At 72.4% G+C, this 16,235-nt stretch carries 10 protein-coding genes; 4 read left to right on the forward strand and 6 right to left on the reverse strand.

Going from position 1 to position 16,235, the window contains the following annotated elements:
• Positions 1–121: 121 nt before the first annotated feature.
• The 4 genes from ACIBSW_RS38505 to ACIBSW_RS38520 all read right to left on the reverse strand — a co-directional run bounded on the left by ACIBSW_RS38505 (position 122) and on the right by ACIBSW_RS38520 (position 6,425).
• Positions 122–1,099 carry a metallophosphoesterase gene (locus ACIBSW_RS38505; protein WP_354721815.1) on the reverse strand — a complete coding sequence of 326 codons (978 nt, stop codon included), beginning with the start codon at positions 1,097–1,099 and terminating at the stop codon, positions 122–124.
• Positions 1,096–4,845, reverse strand: coding sequence for a hypothetical protein (locus ACIBSW_RS38510; protein ID WP_354721814.1), 3,750 nt, complete (start codon positions 4,843–4,845; stop codon positions 1,096–1,098). The genes ACIBSW_RS38505 and ACIBSW_RS38510 overlap by 4 nt, the downstream gene beginning before the upstream one ends.
• 96 nt (positions 4,846–4,941) lie before the next feature.
• Positions 4,942–6,150, reverse strand: coding sequence for an acyltransferase (locus ACIBSW_RS38515; protein WP_354721813.1), 1,209 nt, complete (start codon positions 6,148–6,150; stop codon positions 4,942–4,944).
• Positions 6,147–6,425 (reverse strand): hypothetical protein, encoded by a 279-nt coding sequence (locus ACIBSW_RS38520; protein WP_354721812.1) that lies wholly within the window; start codon positions 6,423–6,425, stop codon positions 6,147–6,149. Before ACIBSW_RS38520 ends, ACIBSW_RS38515 begins: the two co-directional genes overlap by 4 nt.
• A 148-nt stretch (positions 6,426–6,573) precedes the next feature.
• Between ACIBSW_RS38520 and ACIBSW_RS38525 the strand changes: the two genes are divergently transcribed.
• From ACIBSW_RS38525 to ACIBSW_RS38540, 4 genes are all read left to right on the forward strand, one after another.
• Complete coding sequence (locus ACIBSW_RS38525; RefSeq protein ID WP_354721811.1) at positions 6,574–7,068, forward strand: hypothetical protein; 495 nt, start codon at positions 6,574–6,576, stop codon at positions 7,066–7,068.
• Positions 7,069–7,171: 103 nt separating this feature from the next.
• Entirely contained in the window at positions 7,172–9,403 is a 2,232-nt protein-coding gene (locus ACIBSW_RS38530; RefSeq protein WP_354721810.1) for an ATP-binding protein, read from the forward strand.
• 46 nt (positions 9,404–9,449) lie between these two features.
• Entirely contained in the window at positions 9,450–10,373 is a 924-nt protein-coding gene (locus ACIBSW_RS38535) for an ATP-binding protein (RefSeq protein WP_354721809.1), read from the forward strand.
• A gap of 113 nt (positions 10,374–10,486) precedes the next feature.
• Positions 10,487–13,861, forward strand: a complete 3,375-nt coding sequence (locus ACIBSW_RS38540; RefSeq protein WP_354721808.1) for a Neogenin — start codon at positions 10,487–10,489, stop codon at positions 13,859–13,861.
• 60 nt (positions 13,862–13,921) lie between these two features.
• Here ACIBSW_RS38540 and ACIBSW_RS38545 read toward each other — a convergent pair whose 3' ends face one another.
• Together ACIBSW_RS38545 and ACIBSW_RS38550 are read right to left on the reverse strand one after the other, a co-directional pair.
• Positions 13,922–15,277, reverse strand: coding sequence for a glutamate decarboxylase (locus tag ACIBSW_RS38545; protein WP_354721807.1), 1,356 nt, complete (start codon positions 15,275–15,277; stop codon positions 13,922–13,924).
• Positions 15,274–15,996 (reverse strand): hypothetical protein, encoded by a 723-nt coding sequence (locus ACIBSW_RS38550; RefSeq protein WP_354721806.1) that lies wholly within the window; start codon positions 15,994–15,996, stop codon positions 15,274–15,276. The genes ACIBSW_RS38545 and ACIBSW_RS38550 overlap by 4 nt, the downstream gene beginning before the upstream one ends.
• Positions 15,997–16,235 lie beyond the last annotated feature (239 nt).

Genomic DNA, 16,235 nt, shown 5'->3' on the forward strand with positions numbered 1-16,235 from the left:
CCATTCAATCGCCCGCCGAATCGGTCCCTGCGGCGGGAACAGGGCAAAGCCCTCACGACGTGGGTCGGGGGGCGGTACAGGGTGGGAGGTCAGTCCCGGGTGGGCCGGCTCTGCGCCGGTGTCATCGGCAGTTCGCCTCGCCCTTGTCGAGCGGCTGTTCGGCGCCGACCGCCCGGAAGCTCCAGCTCCACGAGTCCGGCCGCAGCTCCAGGTCGAGAACGCCGTGGTGGTCGAAGTCCACGAACTCGCCCGTGACGGCGCCCCGCGGCGGCTTGCCGTGCTCGTCGCGCCCGCCGTCATTGGCGCCCGGCCGGTAGTGCGCCTGCCCGCCCGTGCCCACCACGTACTGGCGCACCCCGAGCGGGTCCGCCTTACCGGCGGGGTTGAGCGGGGCGAACCGCTCGTAGTCGGCCTCGTGACCCGAGAGCACCAGCTCGACCCGGTGGTCGTAGAGGGTGCGGAAGAGGTCGGCGGTGCGGGAGTCGGTGCCGGCGACGCCGGACGACCAGCGGGGGTGGTGCCAGGCGGCGATCACACATTTGCGGTCGGTCTTGCGCAGGTCCTCGTCGAGCCAGGCCTGCTGCGGCGAACCCTCGCCGCAGCCGCCGGCGACCGCCGCGCAGTTGGAGTTGAGCACCACCAGGTGCCAGCGGCCGATCTCCTGCGACCAGTAGCCCAGCCGGTCCTTGACCTGCTTGCCGAAGTACGCGGCGTACGAGCCGGCGTCCTGCACCTTGTACTCCTGGTTGCCGACGACCGGAGCGGTACGGCTCAGCAGCCGCCCGAAGCTCGGCCCGTACACCGTGCGGTAGGCGTCCGAAGTGGGCAGCTCGTACTGGTAGTCGCCGAGGCCGAGCAGCACGTCCGGGCTCAGCGCGACCGCCAGGTCGGAGACCTGCCGGTGTCGACAGTGGTCGTTCGCGCCGGTGGCGAGGTCGGGGTCGTCCGGATCGCAGGCCATGTCACCGACCGCGACCACCCGGACGGTGTCCGGCGCGGTCGAGCAGCGGCTCAGCGACGCCAGCGCGGCGAGGACCAGCACCACGGCCACGGCGACGACCGCCAGCAGCCGGCGGCGTTTCAGCACCGTTCCGATCATCGGGACCGCCTCCACAGCTTGCGCAGCATCGGGCGCAGCCGCAGCCGCGGCCGGCGCGCCCAGAGCAGCTCCGTCCGCCGTTGCCAGCGGTTCCGGATCGCCCACAGGCCGGGGCGGTCGGCGGGCAGCCGGAACGCGTACATGAACAGCAGGGACGCGACGACGGCGACCGGCAGCAGGTACATCGCGTAGCGGCTGATCACCGCCGGGGCGTACTGCATGGTCACCTTGCCGCCGCCCTCGGGGAGCAGCCAGCCGCCCATCCACCCCTGGAGGGTGACTTTCGTGGCGCCCTCGACGCCGGTGAGCACCCAGCCGGGTGCGGCGTTCTCGGCGAGCGCGACCGCGGTGCGCCCGGGGCTGGTGATCGTGCCGGTGAACCGGGCCGGGTTCTCCATGGTGAAGTCCACCGTGGAGGTCTCCTCCGGGGTCGCGTCGCGCACCAGCACGATCGCGCTGGTGGTGGCCACCGGGCGCAGTCGCACGCCGCGGTACTCCACTTGCGACTGGCGCTGCTCCTCGAGGTCGCGCAGCCCGTACAGGTACAGGCGGGCGTCGACCGCGTCCGGGTCGGGCGGCACCAGGGCCTCATAGGACGTCCAGCCCTGGTATAGCGCCACCGCCGGCAGCGTGCGGCACAGGTCGGGGCCACGCAGGTACAGGCAGAACTTGGGGTTGCGCAGGGCGACGCTGCGCGCCTCGAGGGAGAGCTCGTACAGCGAGGACGCGCCCATGTCCGAGACGGGTGCGCCGATGCAGGCCAGGTGCCGCACCGCCTTGAGGGTGTAGGTGGTCTCCCCGTCCGCGCCGACCTGCGACTCGGCCTCCAGCCCGGCCTGCTCGGCGGTCTGGTCGTCGTAGCGGTAGCAGTCGTTGAGCGGCTCGAACGGCGCGAGCACCGAGCCGGCCATGCCGCCCTCGACGCGCAGCTCGTGACTTCCCGCGGTGAGGTGCACCTTGACCTCGGGGATCGCCGGCGGGAAGACGGTCTTCGTGTCGACCGCCTCCAGCGCGTCGACGGTCAGGTTGCGGTACTCGGTGACCGTCTTCGGCTTGAGCCGCTCGCCGACGTCGGCGTGCAGGATGATCTGCAGCTCGTCCGCGAGGCTGTCCATCGTGACGGTCTTCTCGTAGCTGGACCACTGTTTGTCCAGGACCGGGCGGGCGCTCAGCTCGCACCCGGCGACCCCGGCCTGCCACAGGCAGATCTGCGGGCGGGCGCCGGTGACGCTGCGGTACTCCAGCCGGACCCGGTACAGCTGGCCCGGTACCGCCTTGCGGACCACCACCTTGGTGCAGGCGGCGTGGTCGGCGGCGCTGAGCCGCACGGTACGGCCCGCCGCGGTGTCCTTGACGGTGCGGGTGAGCCCGAGCTCCTTCCACGGCCGGGGCTCGTAGTTGTTGCAGTCGAAGACCGGCGAGTACCCGGTGGTGTCGGCCGGCTTGGGCGCGCTCGCCAGCAGGGTGATGTCGGTCGCGGACCCGACCGGCACCGTCGCCGCGGTGCCCGGGCCGTCCAGCGAGACGGTCCGGCCGCCCGTGCTGATCGCCTTGATCTTGCGGCCGGCGGGTGTCGGCACGGCCAGCACCGGGCGGCTGGACACGGCCTTGCCGTCGACCTTCACCACCGTCGGATCCTCGAGCAGCAGCAGCGGCCTCTTCTTGTCCAGGCGGGGCGTGAGCACGGCGGACGCGCGGGCCCGCTGCGCGAGCGTGAACCGGCCGGCCGTCTCGATGTCGACCGTCGTCGTCGGCGTGCCGCTGTCGACGGCCGGCACCGGCCAGTGCACGACATCCGGGGTGACCGTGATGCTGTCGTCCACCTGTGGGCTCAGCGCGACGGGAGTGGTGTCCTTGCGCGCGGCGATCGCCGTGCGGGTGTCGACGGTGCCGAGCACCGCCGCGCCCGCGTCGGGCCGGGCCGGCGCGTCCAGGACCCGGTCGTAGGTGCGCATGGTGGGGCTGACGCCGCCGTTGAACTGCCACAGCTGCAGCGTGCCGTCGCGCTCGAGCTGCCCGCCGGGCACCCGGCTCATCGCCGCGCCCAGGATCCGGTCGTCGGCGAAGTACCGGTTGGGCAGGCCCCGGACGAGGTCGTGCCGCACGATGACCCGGCTGACCCCGATCGCGTCGAGCAGCTTGGGCACCGGCGCCAGGTCGCCGGCGAGCAGCGCGGTCTCCACGGCGTGCACGTCGGCGCCGAAGCCGGGCACGTCGCCGAAGTAGCCGCCGGGCTTGGGCGCCACGACCGGGTGCTCGATGAGCAGGTTGGCGATGCTGTCCGCGCCGAAGAAGCCCCAGGTCGTCGGCATCTGGTAGTAGTCGTCCAGCGGCAGGACCAGCACCTTGCCGGGCCGGTCGTCGGCGTCGATGTGCGCGGCCATGTCCCACCACACGTCCGGGACCCGCACGTGGGTGGACGGCTGGGTGGGCCGCTCGTCGGGCATCACCCCGCCGGTGTAGAGCGGGTACGGGTAGGCGAGCACCAGCAGCAGCGGGAGTACCGATCCGGCGTACGCCAGCCGCCGCGGCCAGCCCGGCAGCCGCAGGCGGGGCAGCGATCGCAGCCGCAGCACCGTGCCCTCGACACCGATCGCGAGCGAGGTGGCGAAGAAGAGGATGAGCAGCTGCCCCAGCTTGCTCATCGGCTCCCGGAACAGCCAGAACCCCGGCGCGTGCTGGTACAGGAACATGTTGATCTCGGAGAACGGCGGCCGCAGGCCCTTGGCCAGGAACACGAACACCAGGATCAGGGTGATCAGGCCGAACGCGACCCGGCGCAGCCGCCGCGGCGCCAGCAGCGGCGCCAGGAAGACCAGGGCGGGCAGCAGGTAGCGGATCCAGAGCCACTCCGGGCGGTCCAGGTCCGCGGCGAACGGCAGGTACTGCGGGCGGAACCAGGCCCAGTTGGCCACCATCGTGATGATGTTCTGCGGCACGTTGTTCACCTGCGACCAGGACCAGTTGGTCGGGTCGGTGAACGTGGCGTTCGCGGTGGCGCCGCCGCCGCCGACGAAACTCTGCGCGAGCGGGACCAGCCAGTACGCGTTGAGCCCGATGGCCCACGGCGCGGCGAACACGAACCACTTCAGCAGCCGTACGGCCGGCTTGCGGCCCAGCACCAGCGCGGCGAGCAGCGGGGTGCCGCCGACCGCCCACGCGTAGGCCACCACCAGCATCGGCGGGTTGAAGGCGAGGAACGACGTCGGCATCAGCGCGAACCCGGCGATCGGCGTCGGCACCCGCCGGCCCTGCGCGACCCGCATCGCGATGCCGGTGATCAGGGCGACCGAGCCGACCGAGATGATGTTCAGCGGGTTCGGCAGCCGGGTCAGGAAGAAGCCGTTGAGCAGGCCGAACGCGCCGGCCGTCACGATCGCCGCCTGGTTGCGCACGAACGCGCCGGCCAGGTACGCCACGCCGAAGCCGACGAGGCCGTAGATGCAGATGTAGAAGAGCCACTGCGCCGAGTACTCGGTGAGCCCGACGGCGCGGCACAGGTAGATCAGGACGAACTCGAAGCCCCGCGCCATGGTGTACCCGGCGGAGCCGGTGCCGGTGGTCTGGTGGTTCCACGCCCAGGTCGCCTCGGGTGCCCACCCACGCCGGATGAACGCGCCCATGTCGCCGCCGGCGATGAACGTGCCGGTGCGGAACCACTGGCTGACGATGAGCGCGTTGAGCGCGAGGACGATCAGGTAGGGCCGCGAGGCCGGCCACGCCGAGCGTGGGAGGAGCCGTCGCACGTCGCTACCCCTCCTCGTCGAGCACGTTCGTGGTGCGGCCCGGCCGGACACGCCGCCCGTAGAATCGGCCGCCGCGGTGCCGCCTTGAGGGATGCGCTATCCGCGGCCGCGCCGCCCGGCCGAGCCGATCAGGCGGTCCGCGGCCCGGCGTACCCGGTCGGTGTGCCGCTCGGTCGCCTGCGCGAAGAGCCACCCGGCCAGGATCAGCACCGCGCAGAGCCCGGCGTAGGCGAGCCAGTGCCCGGGGGTCGGCAGCCAGCGGTTGCCGGCCCGCGGCGTCAGCAGCGCGGCGATCATCGCGGCCACCGGCAGGTGCATCGCGTACAGCGAGTACGAGGAGTCGGCGTACCGGGAGACGGTGGAGAGCAGGCCGCCGGGCAGCCCGCGCCACTCGAGGTCCCGGACCAGCAGGATCAGGAGCACGGTGGTGGCGCCCGCCAGCAGCAGCACGTTGCGCCCGCTGTAGCTCGCCTGGGTCAGCCACAGCGCGACGCCGACCGCCGCCGCCGCGCCGGCCCGGGCCAGGGCCAGGAAGCGCCGGCCGCGGGCGGCGAGCCAGCCGGCGATGGGCTCGCGGTACCAGGCCACCGCGGCACCCATCAGCCAGACCGGCAGGTACTTCAGCACGGCCGGGCCGGCGAGCGCGCAGATGCCGAGCAGCAGCACGGCGTTCAGCACGCGCGCGGGCACGCCGCCGCGGCCGCGCCAGGCGTACAGCGCGAGCGGCAGGATCGCGTAGAACACCGCCTCGTAGCTCAGCGACCACAACGAGGCGTTGGTGCCGTAGGTCGGCACGACGATCGTCTGCAGGAAGGCGAAGTTGCCCACGGCCGTGTCCACGCCCAGCCGCCCGGCCAGGTCCCCGGCCGGCACCGTGTGGTGGTACGCGGGATCGCCGAGGTAGATGGAGGTCCCGGAGAGCAGCGACAGGCCGAGGTGGTCCAGCAGCGCGGTGAGCGCGAGGGCCGGCACGAGCACGATCCACAGCCGGCTGAGCCGGGCCGTGGCGTAGGTCGACCAGCGGAAGCGTTCCCGGCGGAACGCGGCGAAGACGCTGCCGCCGACCCAGTAGCCGCTCAGCACGAAGAAGACCAGCACCGCCGCCGGGCCCAGGCCCGTCACCGCGTACAGGATGGTGGTGAGCACGCCGTCGCCGGCCTGTTCCGGGTCGACGAGGAGCAGCTGGCGCAGGTGGTACATGACCACCAGGACGGCCGCGACGGCCCGCAGCGCGTTCAGCGCGCGGTGCGGGCCGGGTCGCGCGGGCGCCGCGGCCCGCTGCGGTGCGCGGACGGCCTGGGTCATGGTGCGTTCCTCCGGGTGTCGCTGTCGGTGCGGTCGGACGGCGGCCGCGCGCGCAGCCCGAGCAGGCCGAGCGGCACGGCGAACGCGCTCAGCGCCAGGCCGACGAGGGCGCCGTAGTAGACGAGGTCGGTGTTGCCGAGCGCGTGCGCGGGCCCGCAGGCGGCGAAGACGACGGCGGCGAGCACCAGCGGCACCCGCCACAGCCGGTCGGCGAGCCGGGGCAGGTCGAGGACCCGGTAGTGGCGGGCCGGGCCCGGAGGCGCTTCGGACGGCATGTCTCTCCATCGGCGTGCCCCGCCGCGGGTTGAGCCTTACCGCCTTCCACGCTCGGTCGCCGCGCGAACATCAAGCTCAGCTCAGGCGACGGGCAAGGTTGACTCGCAGCCATTCCGCCGGGCCCCGCGATGCCGCAACCTGGTGGACATGCGGAACTCAGCCAACACCGGTCGCCACGTCCTCGTCGCCCTCCTGACGATGCTCGGGCTGTGCGCCGCGCTGCTGCTGGCCCCGTCGGTCCCGGCCGCCGCCGCCACCAAGGCCGGCGCCGACAAGCTGGTGCTCAGCTGGGCCGACGGCGGCAAGGAGCTCCAGGTGAGCGGCTCCGCGTACCGGCCGAAGGCGATCGTCGACATCCGCCTCGGCAGCGAGCCGATCCAGCAGGCCCGCAGCGACGAGAACGGCCAGGTGCGGGTCTCGGTGCCGCAGACGCTCATCACCGCCGGCCAGTCCGGCGCGAGCATCATCGTGGCCGGCCGCTCGATCTCCGGCGCGTCGCGGGTGCTGATCTCCGCCGTCCCGCCGCGGGCCGCGGCCCGCGGTCCGGTCGACTTCCTCCCCTGGTCGCTCGGCGCGATCGCGGTCGGCGGCCTGCTGCTGGGTGCCCTGCACCGCCGCCGGTCGAGCCGCGCCGCGGCCTGATACCGAACCACTCCCGAACGCTTCCCCGATCGCCCCCAGGTTCGCCGAGCCTTTTGCGAGTGGATCTGACCCCCCGGGTCCCGCTCCCCCGAAAGGTCAGCGCATGGGTTATGCGGCGCGCACGCTCGTCGAGGCGATCCCCGGTCCGGCAGCGATCGTGGACTCCGACGGCCGCGTCCTGGTCGCCAACGGCCGCTGGCGGCCGGACGGCGACGCCGCGTACGCGTGCGAGGGCGCCCTGCTGGCCGACGGCGACGCCGGTTGCCCGGCGCACGGCCGGCTGCTGTCCGCCGCCCGGCAGCTGACGCCCCAGTCGCCGCCGACCGTGCTGGCCTGCCGGTGCGACGCGCCCGGCACCGGCGTCCGGGTCGCGCACCTGGAGAGCGACTGCGGCTCGCACCGGCGGCTGGTCACGGTCGAGAGCGCGCCGGCCGGCGACACCGACCCGGACGACGCGGTGGCGCAGGCCAAGTCGCAGTTCCTGGCCCTGCTCGGGCACGAGATCCGGACACCGGTCACCACCGTGGTCGCCGCGGTGGAGCTGCTGCGCGCCCAGCCGCTGCAGCAGGAGGTCCGCGAGGTCGTCGACAGCGTGCACCGCTCCGTGCACGCGCTCAAGGCGCTGACCGACGACCTGCTCGACCTGGCCCGGCTGGAGACCGGCGTGCTGCGGGTGGAGCTGGAGCCCGTCGCGGTACGCCCGGTGCTCGAGTCCATCGTGGAGCCGCTGCAGCAGCAGGCCCGCCGCAAGGGCATCCTGCTGCTGGCGGCGCCCGCGCCGTCCCTGCCGCCGGCGCTGCTCGGCGACGTGCACCGGCTGCGCCAGGTGCTCACCTGCGTGGTCGGCAACGCGATCAAGTTCACCGAGACCGGCGAGGTCATCGTCACGGCCGCGCCCGACGGCGACGACGCGTACCAGATCATCGTGTCGGACACCGGGCCCGGCATTCCCGCGGCCGATCAGGCGCGAATCTTCGCCCCGTTCGTGCAGGCGGACCCGTCCACCGCGCGCCGGCACGAGGGCGCCGGCCTCGGCCTGGCGCTGGCCGCCCGGCTCGTGGAGTGCATGGGCGGCACGATCGCGGTGCGGTCGCAGCCGGGCGAGGGCTCCGAGTTCCTGATCCGGCTGCCGCTGACGCCCGCGCCGCAGCAGCCGGGCGAGCAGGGGCCGCTGCCGCTGACGCAGCGCCGGATCGCGGTCGTCGCGCCGTCGCCCCGCTCGACGCTGGCCCTGTCCTGGCTGCTCAGGAGCGCGGGCGCCGAGCCGGTGCCGGTTCAGTTCGAGGACCTCGCCACCCGGGTCCGGGACGTCGACACGGTCCTATGGTGCGACGACTCGCACGACCCGGAGGCCGTGCGCCGCGCCGACACGGTCATCGAGCTCCTCGGCCCGACCGGCCGGGCCCAGATGATCAGCACCACCGACCCGCGCACCGGCATCGTCCGCAAGCCCGACGTGCTGACCGCCCCGCTGGTGCTCCGCCGCCTGGTCGCGGCGCTGAACTGGGAGCGGACCGGCGTGCGCGGCGCGCCGATCACGGTGCCGCCGCTGGGCGGGGGCCGGGTGCTGCTCGCCGAGGACAACGACGTCAACCGGACCGTCTTCCGCCGCATGATCGAGCTGCTCGGCGTCGAGTGCGACACGGTGGCCGACGGCTCCGCGGCGGTGACCGCGCTGCTCGGCGCCGTCACGTACGACGTGGTGCTGATGGACGTGCAGATGCCCCGCGTGGACGGGCTGGAGGCCACCCGGCAGGTCCGGTCGGCCGGCTGCGGCACGCCGATCCTGGCGCTGACCGCGACGGCGCTGCGCGGCGACCGGGAACGCTGCCTCGAGGCCGGCATGACCGGGCACCTCAGCAAACCGATCACGCTGCCCGAGCTGCGGGCCGCGCTGGAGCCGTACCTCTCGGTGGCGCCGGCGGCCGGGCCGGACGAGCCGGTGCCGGCGGCGGACGACGAGGCCGGGCCGGACCTGAGCAAGCTGCGCGACCTGGAGGAGCAGCTCGAGGACCGGGCGCTGGTCGTCACCACCGTCAACACGTTCCTCGCCCAGCTCGACGGGCGCCGCTCGGCGCTGGCCGAGGCGCTGCGCAAGCAGGACCACGACGCGCTGCGCGCCACCGCGCACACGCTCAAGTCGTCCAGCGCGCTGCTGGGCGCCGACCCGCTGGCGCACGCGTGCGCCCAGGTCGAGCGCAACGCGATCGCCGGCACCAGCGAGCAGGACCTGACCGCGCTGGTCGCGGACGTGGAGAGCGCCGTCGCCGGCGCGATCCGGGTGATGTCCGGATACCTCGCCGACGAGAGGGCCGACGGTGCAGTACGACGCTGACTCCCCGCGCCCCGAGCTGTCCGACGACTCCCGAAACGGTCACACCATGCGACTCGTGCCCTCCCGCGCACAGCGGTGGTCGCTGCGTCGGCGGCACATCGCCCGGCTGTCCCGCCGGTACATCGTCTCGACGACGCAGCGGCCCGCCACGCACCTGTACGCCGAGCTGGAGCGCGAACGCCTGCGCAACGCCGAGCTGGAGCGCCGGGTCGCCGAGCTGAGCCGCTCGGTGCAGGACCTCGAGGCCTTCGCCCGCGAGATCAGCCACGACCTCAAGGCGCCGCTGGCCGGCATCTGCGGGTACGCGCAGCTGCTCACCTACCTCGACGTCGGCAGCCCCCGCCCGGCGGACTACGACGACTTCGTCGCGGAGATCAACCGGGGCACCGACCGGATGAGCCGGCTGATCGACGACGTGCTGGCCTACTCGACGGTCAGCGGCACGGCCCTGCACCTGACGACCATCGATCTGGCCGCCCTGATCGACGACGTCGTCGCGGACCGGGCCGTCGAGCAGCTGCGCCCCGGCGCCGCGTCCTGGCCCGCGCCGCAGATCACCTGGGACTTCCTGCCCGCCGTCCGCGGCGATCACGGGATGCTGCGGCGCCTGCTGGAGAACCTGGTCGGCAACGCGCTCAAGTACGTCCGGCCCGGCGAGCCGGCCCGGGTGCACATCGCCGCGCGTACGGGTGACGACGGTCTCGTCCTGGTCGAGGTGACCGACGAGGGCATCGGCGTGCCCGACGGGCAGCACGAGGCGATCTTCGGCGAGCTGCACCGGGCGCACGCGGACGCCTACCCCGGCACCGGGCTCGGCCTGACCATCTGCCGGCGGATCGTGCAGCGGCTCGGCGGCTCCATCGGCGCCGACCCGAACGTGCGCCGCGGCGCCCGGATCTGGTTCACCCTGCCCGCCGCCGGCCCCACCGGCGCGGGTCAGGTCTCGGTCGCGGCGGACATGACCCGCTGACCGTGCGGCCCTCGGGCCGCGAGCTTGCGCAAAAACAGAGGTGGGCTTGAGGTCGGCTTGAGGTTTCTCGCCGATCGGGAGCTCCGACAAGTAAAAGATCGAGAAGAGGCCAGATGGACGCGAGGCGCTTGCTCACCAAGGTGAGCTTCGGACTGCTCGGAGCGGCGGTGATCGTCACCGGCACGCCGACGGCGGTGTACGCGGCCGCGCCGGCCGCCCCGGCGAGCTTTACGGTCGCCCGCGCGGCCGACGACGTCAAGAAGATCAACGTGGGCTGGAAGCCGGTCGCCGGCGCCCACCACTACGTCGTCGAGAGCGTCGCCGGCAACGTCGAGACCGTCGTCAACGTGCCGTCCACGACTCAGAGCTACACGGTCGACGCGCCGGACGTCTGCAGCAACTACAAGGTCCGCGTCGGCGCCGCCGACGCCGCCGGCAACACCTCCAGCACCGCGTACTGGACGCTCAAGTCGCTGGCCCCGACCTACGTCGGTGGCGTGGTGAACGGCCGCGAGGACAACGGCACCACCGTCACGGAGTCGTGGACCGCGCCCTCCTGGGGCGGTTACACCCCGCTGACCGGCTACCACGTCGTCTTCACCCGCATCAGCGACGGCGTCGTGCTGGTCGACAAGACCACCACGGACACCACGTTCCGCTACGAGAACGCCGACCCGGCCCGCGTCTACACCCTCGCCGTCACCCCCGCGAACCAGTTCGGCGAGTGCGCGACGGCCAAGTCGACGATCGACCGGTACCGCCCGGGCGACCCGACCGGCCTGGTCCTGCAGCGCCGCGCGGACGCCGCGAGCACCGTCGAGCTGGTGTGGCAGCCGGCCCCGTCCGGCCCCGCGCCCACCTACTACCTGGTGAGCTACGGCACCGACAAGATCACCAAGTCGCTCCGGGTCGACGCGCCGGCCACCTCGGCCACGCTCACCCTCGACAGCACCAAGTCGTGGATGATCGAGGTCAAGGCCTACAACGCGATCGGCGGCAGCAACGCGGTGACCGGCACGGTGCCCGTCTGGGTGCCGACGACCACTCCGGCGCCGACCCCGCCGACGACCCAGCCGACCCCGCCCGTCACGCCGACCGACCCCGCGCCGAGCGCCCCCGCGCCGACCGACCCGGCCACGCCCGGCACCCCGGCGACCGAGCCGTCCGACGAGTCGACCACGACCACGACCACGGTGAACACCGGCAACGACCGGACGCCTCCGACGATCACCGCGACGCTCTCGGCGGCGCCGAAGAACGGGTGGTTCCGTACCCCCGTCACGATCCACTTCACCTGTGCCGACAGCGGTAGCTCGATCGCGACCTGCCCGGCCGACCTGCTCGCCGACAAGGACGGGACGAGCCAGCGCTTCTCCGGCACCGCCGCGGACGCCGCCGGCAACACCGCCACCGTCACCACGGCGCTGAGCATCGACCAGACGCCGCCGGTGGTCGTCACCAACGTGTCCGGCACCAAGGGCACCGACGGCTGGTACACCTCCGCGCCGTCGATCACCTTCACCTGCACCGACACCGTCTCGGGCAGCAACACCGTCTCGGTCTGCCCGACCGGCACCGCCATCACCAAGGACGGCGCCAACCAGAAGGTCACCGGCACCGCGTGGGACAAGGCGGGCAACTCCGCCACCGACACCGTCACCATCAGCGTCGACCGGGTCGCACCGGTGATCACCGCGACCGTCACCGGCGACACCAACGCCGACGGCTGGTACACCACCGCGCCGACCGTCCACTTCACCTGCACCGACACGGGTTCCGGCGTCGCGAACTGCCCCGAGGACCGCAAGGTCACCAAGGACGACGTGAGCCAGGAGATCACCGGCACCGTGGTCGACAAGGCCGGCAACAGCGCGTCCACGTCGGTCACGCTGAGCGTCGACCAGACCGCGCCGTCGATCGTCGCCGAGGTGATCGGCGCGGCGAGCGAGGACGGCTGGTACAAGTCCACGCCGACCGTCCACTTCACCTGCAACGACTCCGGCTCCGGCATCGCCACCTGCCCGGCTGACGTGACGGTGAACGGCGAGGGCGCGGACCAGGCCGTCACCGGCACCTCGGTCGACCGGGCCGGCAACACCTCCACCACGACCGTGCTGGTCGACGTGGACCGCACCGCCCCGGTGATCACCGCGACGGTGGTCGGCGACGCGAACGCCGACGGCTGGTACACCACCAAGCCGATCGTCCACTTCACCTGCACCGACGCGGGCGCCGGCATCGCGGTCTGCCCCGAGGACACCGAGGTGACCACGGACGGCAAGGCGCAGACCCTGAGCGGCATCGCCGTCGACCGGGCCGGCAACACCGCCGAGACCTCGGTGACGCTGAACGCCGACCTGACCGCGCCGGAGATCACCGCGACGGTGCTCGGCGACGCGAACGCCGACGGCTGGCACCGCACCGCCCCGACCGTCCACTTCACCTGCACCGACGCGGGCTCCGGCATCGCCACCTGCCCCGCCGACGCGCCGGTCGACCTGGACAGCACGGGCAAGGTCGTCACGGGTAGCGCGGTCGACAAGGCCGGCCACTCCAGCACCGCCTCCGTCACGCTGAACGTCGACAAGACCGCCCCGGCGATCACGGCGACGGTCGTGCAGGCACCGAACGCCGGCGGCTGGCACCGCACCGCCCCGACCGTCCACTTCACCTGCACCGACCTGGGCTCCGGCATCGCCACCTGCCCGGCCGACACGACGGTGACCACGAACGGCGCCGCCCAGAAGATCAGCGGAACGGCCGTCGACAAGGCGGGCAACACCGCCGCCGCCACGGTCAGCGTCAACGTCGACCTGGTGGCGCCGGAGATCGCCGCGACGGTGGACGGCACGAAGAACGCCGCCGGCTGGTACCGCACCGCGCCGACCGTGCGTTACGCCTGCACCGACACGGTCTCCGCCGTGGCCTCCTGCCCCGCCGCCAAGGCGGTCACCACCGAGGGCACCGCCCTCAGCGTGGCCGGCACCGGCAGCGACAAGGCCGGCAACGGCACCACCAGCACGCTGGCGCTCAACGTCGACAAGACCGCACCGGTCGTGTCGGTGGCCGGCGTGACCAACGGGGCCAGGTACGGCGCCGAGGGCGTGCCGTCCGCCACCTGCCGCACCGCGGACCAGGTCTCGGGCGTCGCCACCGAGGCGACGGCGACCACCAGCAACAACGACCTCGGTGTGCACACCGTGGTCTGCGCGGGCGGCGTCGACAAGGCGGGCAACGCCGCCGCGCCGGTGTCCGTGAGCTACACGGTCCAGGCGAGCGACGCCTGGCTGCTCAAGCTGACGCGGGAGTACCTGGGCACCGGCCAGGAGTCGGCGCTCAAGGACTTCGAGGCGGCCCTTGCCAAGGGCAACTACTCGAACTACCGCGCCAAGGTCATCGTCAACTCCGTCGGCAAGAACCCGCCGCTGAGCCCCGGCGAGGCCGCGACGCTGCTCTACTGGTCCGTGGTTCTGGACCTGCGCAGCTGACCGAACCGATGAAACGCAAGGGCCGGGGCTCGACATGAGCCCCGGCCCTCGCGCATGCCTTCAGTGACCCGGGCCGGTGACGATCTTGCGCCGCTCGGAGGGGTGCGCGCCGCCCTTCTTCGCGAGCGTGGCACACGCCTCGGCGATGTCGCGGGCGAGCGTGTCGACGTGCTCGCGGCTCATCGTCTCCTTGACCAGCGCCCGCATTATCGTCACCTCCTGCGCGTCGGGCGGGAGGGTGTACGCCGGCACCATCCAGCCGCGCTCGGCCGAGAGCTGCCAGGCGACGTCGAACTCGTCGTACCCGTTGTCGGCGGCGAGCCGGAACGCCACCAGCGGCAGCTGCTCGTCGTGGAAACCGATCAGCTCGAACAGGCCCATCGCCGTCAGCTGCTCGCCGAGCGCCCGGGCGTTGGTCTGCATGTTCTTCATGATGTAGGTGTAGCCGGCCCGGCCGTACCGCACGAGGTTGTAGTACTGGGCCAGCACCATCGACGAGCCGGTGGAGAAGTTCAGGGTGAACGTCGAGTCGGTCTTGCCCAGGTAGTTCTCCTTGAAGACGAGCTCGTCGGCCAGGTCGGCCGTCTCCCGGAAGATCAGCCAACCGATGCCGGGGTAGACGAGGCCGAACTTGTGCCCGGAGACGTTGATCGAGCGGACCTGTTCGAGGCGGAAGTCCCAGGCGGAGTCGGGATAGAGGAAGGGCCACACGAACCCGCCGCTGGCGGCGTCCACGTGCAACGGCACGTCGATCCCGCGCTCGCCCTTGATCCGCACCAGCAGGTCGTTGATGCCGACGATGTCGTCCTTGTGCCCGGTGAATGTGGTGCCGAGCACGGCCGCGACGCCGATCGTGTTCTCGTCGATGTGCGGCTCGACGTCCGCGGGACCGATCGTGTACTTGCCCGGCCGCAGCGGCACGATCCGCGGCTCGACGTCGAAGTAGCGGCAGAACTTCTCCCAGACCACGTGCACGTCGCCGCCGAAGACGAGGTTGGGGCTCGCGGTCGTGCTCCCGCGCCGTTTGCGCCAGTTCCACTTGAGCGAGAGGCCGCCGAGCATGATCGCCTCGGAGGAGCCCTGCGTGCGCGCGCCGGTCGTCTCGCCGGGCGCGTGGAAGAGGTCGGCGAGCATCCGGATGCAGCGCTGCTCGATCTCGGCGGTGCGCGGATACTCGGCGTGATCGATGAAGTTGCGGTGCAGGTTGTCGGCGATGATCCGCTGCGCCTCCGGCTCCATCCAGGTCGTGACGAACGTCGCCAGGTTCCGCGCCGGGTCGCCCTCGAGCGCCAGGTCCTCGGCGACGAGGCGGAACGCGTCCAGTGCGGACATGCCCGCCTCCGGGAACTCCCGGGACGGCACTTCCGTGGTGACGAACCGGTTGCCGAACAGGTCGGCGTCGGATACGGCGGTCATTCGCTCTCCTCAAGATCGATCGCGGGCGCCGGCAGCGGGCCGGGCTGCCGGACGGCCCGTCTCCAGGCCGGGAACATCAGCACGGCACCGGCCAGGAAGCACAGCGCGCCGAGCAGGGTGCCGGCGACGGCGAGCCGCTCGGCGAGCGCGTCGCCGGTGCTGGGAAGGACGTAGCTGGCCAGGGCGGACGCCATGAAGAAGACGGATCCGACCATGTTCAGCCAGGCGACGGCCCAGGGAAGTGACCGCGGCCGCCCGGCACGCAGGCTCGCGACCACGAGAATGCCGAAGACGCTCGACACCAGGAAGAGCATCGATCCCACCGCGTCCGGCCGCCACACCCGCCGGTCCTGCTCCTGCACCGAGGCGTTCTGCACCAGGGCGGCGAGGGTGCTCATGTTGAAGAACAGCGTCCCGGCGAACTGCGTGACCGCCGCGAGCCAGCCCCGATCCTGCGGCAGCCAGCGCCAGAGTGTGACGGGCTCCGGCGCGTGCTGCCCGCTCTCGTCGACCTCGGTCATCGCCGGGTTCTGCGCCTGCAGGAGCTGCAGGTACGACGCCGAGGTGAAGAAGATCGAGCCGACGAAGTAGGTGAGAGCGTCGCCGACTCCCCCGACCGCGTCGCTGTAGGCCGGCACCGAGCCCACCACGAAGCAGGACGAGCCCACGATGAACAGGCTCGCGGTCGCCGCGTTGAGACGCACCGGCCGCATCCTCATGCCGCCGCTCCTTCGGTAGGGCCAGGGGCCCAGCCTCACCCGGGACCCCGATCCCGCGACTCACCCGCGCGGGATGATTCTGCATTCGTCGACTATCACAACAGCCCTGCGATTGCACGCGAATGTCAATTCGCGACACCCGATTCACATACCCACGTTTGCCCAGGTCAAGACGATTTAAAAGGTCGTTCGAACATATTTCCGGGGCGATAATCCTTCCGTGTAAACGGCGGACAGGC

This window comes from Actinoplanes sp. NPDC049668 (assembly GCF_044465445.1).
Classification (GTDB): domain Bacteria; phylum Actinomycetota; class Actinomycetes; order Mycobacteriales; family Micromonosporaceae; genus Actinoplanes.

Coding starts and splice junctions, on each gene's coding strand:
- ACIBSW_RS38505 (WP_354721815.1), bottom strand. CDS start 1,099: ATGATCGGAACGGTGCTGAAACGCCGCCGGCTGCTGGCGGTCGTCGCC.
- ACIBSW_RS38515 (WP_354721813.1), bottom strand. CDS start 6,150: ATGACCCAGGCCGTCCGCGCACCGCAGCGGGCCGCGGCGCCCGCGCGA.
- ACIBSW_RS38520 (WP_354721812.1), bottom strand. CDS start 6,425: ATGCCGTCCGAAGCGCCTCCGGGCCCGGCCCGCCACTACCGGGTCCTC.
- ACIBSW_RS38525 (WP_354721811.1), top strand. CDS start 6,574: ATGCGGAACTCAGCCAACACCGGTCGCCACGTCCTCGTCGCCCTCCTG.
- ACIBSW_RS38530 (WP_354721810.1), top strand. CDS start 7,172: ATGGGTTATGCGGCGCGCACGCTCGTCGAGGCGATCCCCGGTCCGGCA.
- ACIBSW_RS38535 (WP_354721809.1), top strand. CDS start 9,450: ATGCGACTCGTGCCCTCCCGCGCACAGCGGTGGTCGCTGCGTCGGCGG.
- ACIBSW_RS38540 (WP_354721808.1), top strand. CDS start 10,487: ATGGACGCGAGGCGCTTGCTCACCAAGGTGAGCTTCGGACTGCTCGGA.
- ACIBSW_RS38545 (WP_354721807.1), bottom strand. CDS start 15,277: ATGACCGCCGTATCCGACGCCGACCTGTTCGGCAACCGGTTCGTCACC.
- ACIBSW_RS38550 (WP_354721806.1), bottom strand. CDS start 15,996: ATGAGGATGCGGCCGGTGCGTCTCAACGCGGCGACCGCGAGCCTGTTC.